General features: G+C 73.2%; 8 protein-coding genes and 1 pseudogene. 8 read left to right on the forward strand and 1 reads right to left on the reverse strand.

All coding sequences use genetic code 11. From position 1 onward, the window contains the following. Positions 1 to 624: pseudogene (locus SSP08S_RS09620) on the forward strand (cobyrinate a,c-diamide synthase); the annotation flags it as partial. After that, the gene (gene cobI / locus SSP08S_RS09625) at positions 609 to 1355 is read left to right on the forward strand and encodes a precorrin-2 C(20)-methyltransferase (protein ID WP_019067374.1); all 747 of its coding nucleotides are present in this window, start codon (positions 609 to 611) and stop codon (positions 1353 to 1355) included. The pseudogene SSP08S_RS09620 and the gene cobI, both read left to right, overlap by 16 nt. A gap of 20 nt (positions 1356 to 1375) precedes the next feature. On the opposite strand, the gene SSP08S_RS09630 is transcribed toward cobI, so the two are convergent. Next, complete coding sequence (locus SSP08S_RS09630; RefSeq protein ID WP_019067375.1) at positions 1376 to 2104, reverse strand: ZIP family metal transporter; 729 nt, start codon at positions 2102 to 2104, stop codon at positions 1376 to 1378. A 127-nt stretch (positions 2105 to 2231) separates the two neighbouring features. On the opposite strand from SSP08S_RS09630, the gene cobM reads away from it, so the two are divergent. The 6 genes from cobM to cobC are packed head-to-tail and all read left to right on the forward strand — an operon-like array spanning position 2232 to position 8579. Then, entirely contained in the window at positions 2232 to 3056 is an 825-nt protein-coding gene (gene cobM / locus SSP08S_RS09635) for a precorrin-4 C(11)-methyltransferase (protein ID WP_019067376.1), read from the forward strand. After that, the gene (locus SSP08S_RS09640) at positions 3053 to 4291 is read left to right on the forward strand and encodes a bifunctional cobalt-precorrin-7 (C(5))-methyltransferase/cobalt-precorrin-6B (C(15))-methyltransferase (protein ID WP_019067377.1); all 1239 of its coding nucleotides are present in this window, start codon (positions 3053 to 3055) and stop codon (positions 4289 to 4291) included. The genes cobM and SSP08S_RS09640 overlap by 4 nt, the downstream gene beginning before the upstream one ends. Then, positions 4288 to 5979 carry a precorrin-3B C(17)-methyltransferase gene (gene cobJ / locus SSP08S_RS09645; RefSeq protein WP_019067378.1) on the forward strand — a complete coding sequence of 564 codons (1692 nt, stop codon included), beginning with the start codon at positions 4288 to 4290 and terminating at the stop codon, positions 5977 to 5979. The genes SSP08S_RS09640 and cobJ overlap by 4 nt, the downstream gene beginning before the upstream one ends. 5 nt (positions 5980 to 5984) lie before the next feature. Beyond that, positions 5985 to 6575 (forward strand): precorrin-8X methylmutase, encoded by a 591-nt coding sequence (locus tag SSP08S_RS09650; RefSeq protein ID WP_026178340.1) that lies wholly within the window; start codon positions 5985 to 5987, stop codon positions 6573 to 6575. Further along, positions 6572 to 7504 (forward strand): sirohydrochlorin chelatase, encoded by a 933-nt coding sequence (locus SSP08S_RS09655; RefSeq protein ID WP_019067380.1) that lies wholly within the window; start codon positions 6572 to 6574, stop codon positions 7502 to 7504. The genes SSP08S_RS09650 and SSP08S_RS09655 overlap by 4 nt, the downstream gene beginning before the upstream one ends. Continuing rightward, complete coding sequence (gene cobC / locus SSP08S_RS09660; RefSeq protein WP_019067381.1) at positions 7494 to 8579, forward strand: Rv2231c family histidinol phosphate aminotransferase CobC; 1086 nt, start codon at positions 7494 to 7496, stop codon at positions 8577 to 8579. The genes SSP08S_RS09655 and cobC overlap by 11 nt, the downstream gene beginning before the upstream one ends. The last annotated feature ends 71 nt before the right edge of the window (positions 8580 to 8650 follow it).

Here is an 8650-nt window from a genome sequence, read left to right on the forward strand (position 1 = left end):
CGGGCTGAGGGTGCACGACCTCTCTCAAGAGTCGCCGTCGCCGGAGGCCCCGCCTTCACCTTCTCCTACGCCGAGCACACCGAGCTGCTCACCGCGGCCGGTGCCGAGGTCGTCGTGTTCGATCCCCTCCGCGATGAACAACTCCCGGACGGGACAAACGGGCTGGTCGTCGGAGGTGGGTTCCCCGAGGTGTACGCCGCCGAGCTGTCCGCCAACGAGCCGTTGCGGAAGGCCGTCTCGGCGCTCGCCGAGAGCGGGGCCCCCGTGGCCGCCGAATGTGCCGGACTGCTGTATCTGTGCCGGGAGTTGGACGGGCGGCCGATGTGCGGGGTGCTGGATGCCGGCGCGCGGATGAGTGAGCGGCTGACGCTCGGCTACCGGGACGCCGTCGCGCTGAGCGACAGTGTGCTGGCCGTGGCCGGGACGCGGATGCGCGGGCACGAGTTTCACCGGACCGTCGTCGAGCCCGGCTCGGGGGCGGCTCCCGCCTGGGGGGTGCGCGCGCCCGAGCGGCGGGTCGAAGGTTTCGTACAACAGGGTGTGCACGCGAGTTATCTGCACACGCACTGGGCGGCCGAGCCCGGTGCGGCCCGTCGGTTCGTGGAGAGGTGCCGGACGTCATGAGCAGCAGCAGGTTGATCGGAGTCGGGGTGGGTCCCGGTGATCCGGAGCTGGTGACCGTCAAGGGCGTCAACGCTCTGCGGGCCGCCGATGTCGTCGTGGTGCCTGTGATGGATACGGGTGAGCGGGGGCGGGCCGAGGCCACCGTGCTGCACTACGTGCCCGAGGAGAAGGTGCTGCGGGTCGTGTTCGCGCTCAACGAGCGGACCGACCGGGCCCGGCGCGAGGCCGCCTGGGACGCCGCCGGGGCGAAGGTCGCCGAGCTGCTCGGCGCGCACGGCGTCGTCGCGTTCGCCACCATCGGGGACCCGAACGTCTACTCCACCTTCACCTATCTCGCCCTGACCATCGGGGAGTTGGTGCCGGGGGTCGTGGTCGAGACCGTGCCCGGGATCACCGCCATGCAGGATCTCGCCGCGCGTTCCGGGGCCGTACTCACCGAAGGGACCGAGCCGCTCACGCTCGTGCCCGTGACCGCCGGGTCCGCCGTGCTGAAGGACGCGCTGGCCGGGCCGGGGACGGTCGTGGCGTACAAGTTCGGGCGGCAGGCGGGCGAGGTCGCCGAGGCGCTGCGGGAGACCGGGCGGATCGAGGACGCGGTGTGGGGGTCGGCGCTCGGGCTGCCCGAGGAGTCGATCCGGCCGGCCGCCGAGCTGGACGGGGAGCCGCTGCCGTATCTGTCGACGCTCATCGCCCCCGCGCGGCGCGAGGGCGGGCGGGGCGGGAAACTGTGACCGATCGCAAAAGACGCGGATCAGGCCGCCAGGCCGACCACCAGCCAGATGAACGCCGCCCCGGCGACCGTGCACAACAGGGTCGCGGGCGCGGGGTGTTCGTGGTGGGCCTCGGGGAGGATCTCGGCGGCGGCGAGGTAGAGGAGCACGCCTCCGAAGAAGCCGAGATAGCCGCCGAGCAGCCCCTGGGGGATGCTCAGGAACGCCGTCGAGGCGGCTCCGGCCACCGGGGCCGCCGCGTCCGCGACCAGCATCGCGATCGCCTTGCGGCGGGCGTTGCCGTACAGGCTCGTGATCGTGTACGTGTTGAAGCCGTCCGCGAAGTCATGGGCGATGACCGCGAGCGCGACCGCCGTGCCCATGCCACCGCCCACCTGGAAGGCGGCGCCGATCGCCACCCCGTCCATGAAGCTGTGGCCGACCATCGCGGCGGCGGCCGTGAGGCCCACCTCGGGCGCGCGGCCGTTGGTTTCCTCCGCCCCGTGGGAGGCCTGGCGGGCGGCGAGCGTGCGTTCGACCAGATGGGCCACCAGGAAGCCGGCCACGAAGAGCAGCAGGGCGGCCGGTACGCCGAAGACCTCGCGGCCCGCCGCGCGCAGCGCCTCCGGCAGCAGATCGAGGCCTACGACGCCCAGCATCAGGCCGCCGGCCAGGCCCAGGACGAGATGGCGGCGGTCGGTCACGCGCTGTGCCGTCCAGCCGCCGGCCAGCGTCATCAGGAACGCGCCGAGCGCGACGAAGACCGCCATAGTCCCCTTGCTATCCGATCAACCCCTGTTCGCGCACATCCTGGGCCACTCCACCCCCACATGCACTGACGTTCCCGTTCCGTTTGTCCTGCTTGTCTGTTTGTTCCGTTCGAGAGGATCCGACCCCATGGCCGATACCGATGCCACCGTCGGCAAGGTGACCTTCGTCGGTGCCGGTCCCGGCGCCGCCGATCTGCTGACGTTCCGTGCCGCGCGCGCCATCGCCGAGGCCGACGTCGTGATCTGGGCGGCCAGCCTGGTCCAGGCGGAGGTCCTCGACCACGCGCGCGAGAGCGCCGAGATCCTGGACTCGGCGACGATGTCCCTGGAGGACGTCGTCGCCGTGTACGAGCGGGCCCGGAGCGAGGGGCTGCGCGTCGCGCGCATCCACTCCGGCGACCCGGCCCTCTGGGGCGGCACGCAGGAACAGCTCGACCGGTGCCGTGCGATCGGCATCGCGACCGAGATCGTGCCCGGTGTCTCCGCGTTCTCCGCCGTGGCCGCCCTCGCGCAGCGCGAGCTGACGATTCCCGAGGTCGCGCAGTCCGTCGTCCTCACCCGGCTCGGCGGCGGCAAGACACCGATGCCGCCCGGGGAAGAGGTGCGGGAGTTCGCGCGCCACGGCACGACGATGGCGATCTTCCTGTCGGCAGCCCGCAGCGGGCAGTTGGTGCGGGAGCTGCTGGAGGGCGGCTATCCGACGGACACGCCCGTCGTCGTCGCCTACCAGGCGACCTGGCCCGAGGAACTGATCGTGAAGTGCACGATCGCCACGCTGGAGGAGACGGTCAAGGAGCACAAGCTCTGGAAGCACACCCTCTTCCTGGTCGGCCCCGCCCTCGACGCCCACGGCACCCGCTCGCACCTCTACCATCCGGGCCATTTCCACGGCTACCGCAAGGCCGACCCGGAGGCCCGCAGGGCCCTGCGCTCGCGGGGTGCGAGCACGTGATCACGGTCGTCGGTAGGGGGACCGGGGCACGGGTTCCGGACGGGGTCCTGTCCGGTGCCCGGCTCGTCGTCGGCGGCCGGCGCCATCTGGCCTCCGCCACGGTCCCCGAGGGCGCCGAACAGATCGTCCTCGGCCCGCTCGCGCCCGCCCTCGACACCATCGAGGCGTACGTCGAGAAGGGCGAGCCGGTCGTCGTGCTGGCCTCGGGAGACCCCGGGTTCTTCGGGATCGTCCGGGCACTGGCGGAACGCTTCGGCGCCGACGCCCTCGACGTCCGCCCCGGCGTCTCCTCCGTCGCCACCGCCTTCGCGCGCACCGGCCTGACCTGGGACGACGCCGTCGTGGTCAGCGCGCACGGCCGCGATCTCCGTACGGCGGTCAACGCGTGCCGCGCGCATCCCAAGGTCGCCGTCCTCACCGGACCGGGGGCCGGACCCGCCGAGCTGGGTGCCGCCCTCACCCACCGGACCACCGGGCGCGTCCTGGTCGTGGCGTCCGCGCTCGGCTCCGGGGCGGAACGGGTGGAGCGGGTCACGCCCGCCGAGGCCGCCGCCCGGGACTGGGGTACGGCGGTGAGTGTCGTCCTGTGTCTCGACGAGTCGCGGAGCCTCGGTGCCGCGCGGACGGTCGCCGGGGCTGCCGTCGGACCGGCCCAATGGGCGCTGGACGAGCGGGAGTTCGAGCACCGGGACTCGATGATCACCAAGTTCGAGGTACGGGCGCTGGCGCTGGCCAGGATCGGACCGCGGCTCGGTGAACTGGTCTGGGACATCGGCTCGGGATCCGGTTCCGTGGCCGTGGAGTGCGCGCGGTTCGGCGCCGCCGTCATCGCGGTCGAGAAGACCCGGGACGGTGTCGAGCGGATCCGCGCCAACGCCGAGGCGCACGGCGTCGACGTCCACACCGTGCACGGAGCGGCGCCGACCGTGCTGTCCGACCTCGACGCCCCCGACGCCGTGTTCGTCGGCGGCGGCGGGCGCGAACTGCCCGCCATCGTCACCGCGTGCGCACGCCGGGCCCGGCGGACCGTGGTCGTCGCGATGGCCGCGCTGGACCGGGTACCGGCGGTGCGCGAGGCGCTCGGCGGTGCCGGGTTCGCGGTCGACGGCGTGCTGTTGCAGTCGTCCCGGCTCGCGCCGCTGCCGGGCGACGTGACCCGGCTGGCGGCGACCAACCCCGTTTTTCTGCTGTGGGGCGTCCGGCCTCCGGCATCTGTCGAAGGAGTTGCTCAGTGATCGGCCTCATCTCCGCCACCGCGGCGGGAGCGACGGCGCGCGACCGGCTGGCCGCCGCGTGGCCGGACCGGACGCGCGTCTACGAGGGTCCCGTCGGGGACGCCGTGCGGGCCGCGTTCGCGGAGTGCGAGCAGCTCGTGTGTTTCCTCGCCACCGGGGCCGTAGTACGGCTGCTCGCCCCGCTGTTGGCCGACAAGCGGACCGACCCGGGGGTCGTGTGCGTCGACGAGGGCGGCCGCTTCGCCGTCTCGCTGGTCGGCGGACACGGCGGCGGGGCCAATGAACTCGCCGTGGAGGTGGGCGAGTTGCTGGCCGCGCAGCCCGTCGTGACCACGGCCACGGACGCGGTCGGGGTGACCGGCCTGGACACCCTCGGGTTCCCGGTGGAGGGCGATGTCGCGGGCGTCTCGCGGGCTCTGCTCGACGGCGAACCGGTCGCCCTGGACGCCGAGTTGGCGTGGCCGCTGCCGCCGCTGAAGGTGTCCGCCAACGGCTCCTACATCATCCACGTCTCCGATCGCGCGGCCGAACCCGGCGAGCGTGAGGTCGTACTCCGGCCGCCGTCCCTCGTCGTCGGGGTCGGCGCGTCCAAGGGTGCCCCGGTGGACGAGGTGGTGGGGCTCGTCGAGAGCGCGGTGCGTGATGCGGGACTTTCGTTGAAGTCCCTCGCCGAACTCGCCACCGTCGACGCCAAGTCGGACGAGCCCGGCATCGTCGGGGCGGCGCGGCGACTCGGTGTGCCTCTCGTGACCTACTCCGCCGAGGAGTTGGCGGCCGTGGAGGTGCCCAACCCCTCCGAGGCGCCCCTCGCGGCCGTCGGCACACCGTCGGTGGCTGAGGCCGCGGCTCTCGCGCTGGGCGGTGAACTCCTTGTCCCCAAGCGGAAGTCGGAGCGCAGCGACGGGCGGCCCGCGATGGCGACCTGTGCCGTCGTACGACGGCTCGCGCGCGGGCGGCTCGCGGTCGTCGGGCTCGGACCCGGCGCCCGGGACCTGCTCACCCCGCGCGCCAAGGCCGAACTCCGGCGCGCCGCCGTGCTGGTGGGGCTCGACCAGTACGTCGACCAGATCCGCGATCTGCTGCGGCCCGGGACGCTGGTCCTGGAGTCGGGGCTCGGCGCCGAGGAGGAGCGGGCCCGTACCGCCGTGGCCGAGGCGCGGAAGGGGCAGGCGGTCGCGCTGATCGGCAGCGGTGACGCCGGGGTGTACGCGATGGCCTCGCCCGCGCTGGCGGAGGCGTCGGACGACATCGACGTGGTCGGAGTCCCGGGCGTGACGGCCGCGTTGGCCGCCGCCGCGATCCTCGGGGCGCCGCTCGGCCACGACCACGTGTCCATCAGCCTCTCCGATCTGCACACGCCGTGGGAGATCATCGAGCGGCGGGTGCGGGCGGCGGCCGAGGCGGACATCGTGGTGACCTTCTACAACCCCCGCAGCCGGGGCCGTGATTGGCAGCTCCCGAAGGCGCTCGCGATCCTCGCAGAGCACCGGGATCCGGGCACGCCGGTCGGTGTCGTACGGAACGCCTCGCGGCCGGACGAATCCAGCCGACTGACGACACTGGCGGCGCTGGATCCGGCGACGGTCGACATGATGACCGTGGTGACCGTGGGCAACACGGCCACCCGGGACATCGCCGGACGCATGGTGACACCGCGCGGGTACCGCTGGCAGGAGGTGGCCGAATGATCCCCGTGGACCGGGTGGTCCATCCCATCGAGGTGGAGTCGTACCGGCGGATGCGCGCCCGCCTGGACACCTCGCACCTCCCGCCGCTGAGCCGCGCGGTCGTGGAACGCGTCGTCCACTCCGCCGCCGATCTCGCGTACGCGTCCGATCTCGTCCTGGACGAGGGCGAGTTGGCGAAGGCGCACGGCGCGCTGCACGCGGGGGCGCCGGTGGTCGTGGACGTGGCGATGGTCGCGGCCGGGATCACGCAGCTCAAGACCGTGTGCCGGCTGAAGGACGCCAAGTCCGGTCCCGGGCTGACGCGTTCGGCGCATGCGATCCGGCTCGCCTACGAGGAGGTCGGGCCCGGTGCCCTGTGGGTGATCGGCAACGCGCCCACCGCGCTGGAGGAGTTGCTGACGCTGGACGCCTCCCCCGCACTCGTCATCGGGCTGCCCGTCGGTTTCGTCGGCGCGGTCGAGTCCAAGGCCGCGTTGCGCGAGAGCGGGCTGCCCGCCGTGAGCAACGTGTCCGAGAAGGGCGGTTCGGCGGTCGCCGCGGCCGCCCTCAACGCCCTGCTGTACCACCCTGCTTCACCTATCGAGGAGAAATCGTGACCACCCCGCCGCCCGCCCTGCTCATCGCCGGACACGGCACCCGGGACGAGGCCGGAGCCGAGGCGTTCCGGTCCTTCGTACGGGAGTTGGGCCGCCGTCACCCCGAACTGCCCGTCGCGGGCGGGTTCATCGAGCTGTCGCCGCCGCCGCTGGGCGACGCGGTGACCGAGCTGGTGGAGCGCGGGGTGCGCCGGTTCGCCGCCGTACCGCTGATGCTGGTGTCCGCCGGGCACGCCAAGGGGGACATCCCGGCGGCGCTGGCCCGGGAGAAGGAGCGGCACGCGGGGATCTCCTACACCTACGGTCGTCCGCTGGGCCCGCACCCGTCGCTGCTGCGGGTACTGGAGCGGCGGCTCGACGAGGCGCTGGGCGAGTCGGTGCGGACGCCCGAGGACCGGGCCGATGTGACCGTACTGCTGGTCGGGCGCGGGTCGACGGACCCGGACGCCAACGCCGAGGTGCACAAGGCGGCGCGGCTGCTGTGGGAGGGGCGCGGATACGCGGGCGTGGAGCCGGCGTTCGTGTCGCTGGCGGCACCGGACGTGCCGAGCGGTCTTGACCGGTGTGTGAAGCTGGGCGCGCGACGGATCGTCGTGCTGCCGTACTTCCTGTTCACGGGCATCCTGCCGGATCGGGTACGGCAGCAGACGGAGGGCTGGGCGGCGGCGCACCCGGAGACCGAGGTACGGTCGGCCGAAGTCATCGGTCCGGAGCCGGAGTTGCTCGACCTGGTGATGGAGCGGTACCGGGAGGCGGTCAAGGGTGATCTGCGGATGAACTGCGACTCGTGCGTGTACCGCATCGCGCTGCCCGGCTTCGAGGACAAGGTGGGGCAGCCGCAGCAGCCGCACTTCCATCCCGACGACGACGGCCACGACGGTCACCACCACGGGCATCACCATCACGGTGGGCACGCCCATGCACACTGACAGAGCCCGCGATCCCGCGCGCGACACCCATGATCTGCGTCATCACGGTGACGCCGAAGTCAGGGACGACGGCGCCCGGTTGATCGACCTGGCGGTGAACGTCCGCGCGGACACGCCCCCCGCGTGGCTGCGCGAGCGAATAGCCGGCTCACTGACCGGGCTCGCCGCCTACCCCGACGGGCGGGCGGCGCGGGCGGCGGTCGCGGCGCGGCACGGGCTGCCGGTGGACCGCGTGCTGCTGACGGCGGGCGCGGCCGAGGCGTTCGTGCTGCTCGCCCGTGCGCTGAAGGTCCGTCAGCCGGTGGTCGTGCACCCGCAGTTCACGGAGCCGGAGGCGGCGCTGCGGGACGCGGGGCACGCGGTGGAGCGGGTGCTGCTGAGGGAGGCGGACGGTTTCCGGCTGACCCCGGGCGTCGTCCCCGAGGGTGCGGACCTGGTCCTGATCGGCAACCCGACGAACCCCACGTCGGTCCTCCACCCCGCGGCCTCGATCGCCCGACTCGCCCGCCCGGGGCGGACGTTGGTGGTGGACGAGGCGTTCATGGACGCGGTGCCGGGTGAGCGCGAGACGCTCGCGGGCCGGACCGACATCCCCGGCCTGGTGGTGCTGCGCAGCCTCACGAAGACGTGGGGTCTGGCGGGGCTGCGGATCGGCTACGTCCTGGCCGCCCCCGAGACGATCGCCGAACTGGAGCGGGCCCAGCCGCTGTGGCCGGTGTCCACGCCCGCGCTCGCCGCGGCGGAGGCGTGCATGGACGCACCGGCCCTCGCGGAGGCCGCCCACGCGGCCCACCGCATCGCCGCCGACCGCGCCCACCTCGTCGCCGGCCTCACCGAGTTCGCCCCCGACGGCCTCCAGGTCATGGAACCCGCCGAGGGCCCCTTCGTCCTCGTCCGCGTCCCCAACGCGGTTGCCGTCCGCCGCCACCTGCGCGACCTGGGCTTCGCGGTCCGCCGCGGGGACACGTTCCCGGGCTTGGACGACCAGTGGCTCCGCCTGGCGGTACGGGACCGGACGACGGTGAACCGTTTCCTGCAGGCACTTGACCAGGCGGTGACGCTGTCGGGCAAGTAACACCCCAAACCCTTCCCGCCCACCCGCCCGACGCGGTCGGTCGGTCGGTCGAGAGGTCATCGCCCAAACCT

Origin of the sequence: Streptomyces hokutonensis (assembly GCF_000376565.1) — a bacterium.
In the GTDB taxonomy this organism is placed as follows: Bacteria; Actinomycetota; Actinomycetes; order Streptomycetales; family Streptomycetaceae; genus Streptomyces; species Streptomyces hokutonensis.

Coding starts and splice junctions, on each gene's coding strand:
- SSP08S_RS09630 (WP_019067375.1), bottom strand. CDS start 2,104: ATGGCGGTCTTCGTCGCGCTCGGCGCGTTCCTGATGACGCTGGCCGGC.
- cobM (WP_019067376.1), top strand. CDS start 2,232: ATGGCCGATACCGATGCCACCGTCGGCAAGGTGACCTTCGTCGGTGCC.
- cobC (WP_019067381.1), top strand. CDS start 7,494: ATGCACACTGACAGAGCCCGCGATCCCGCGCGCGACACCCATGATCTG.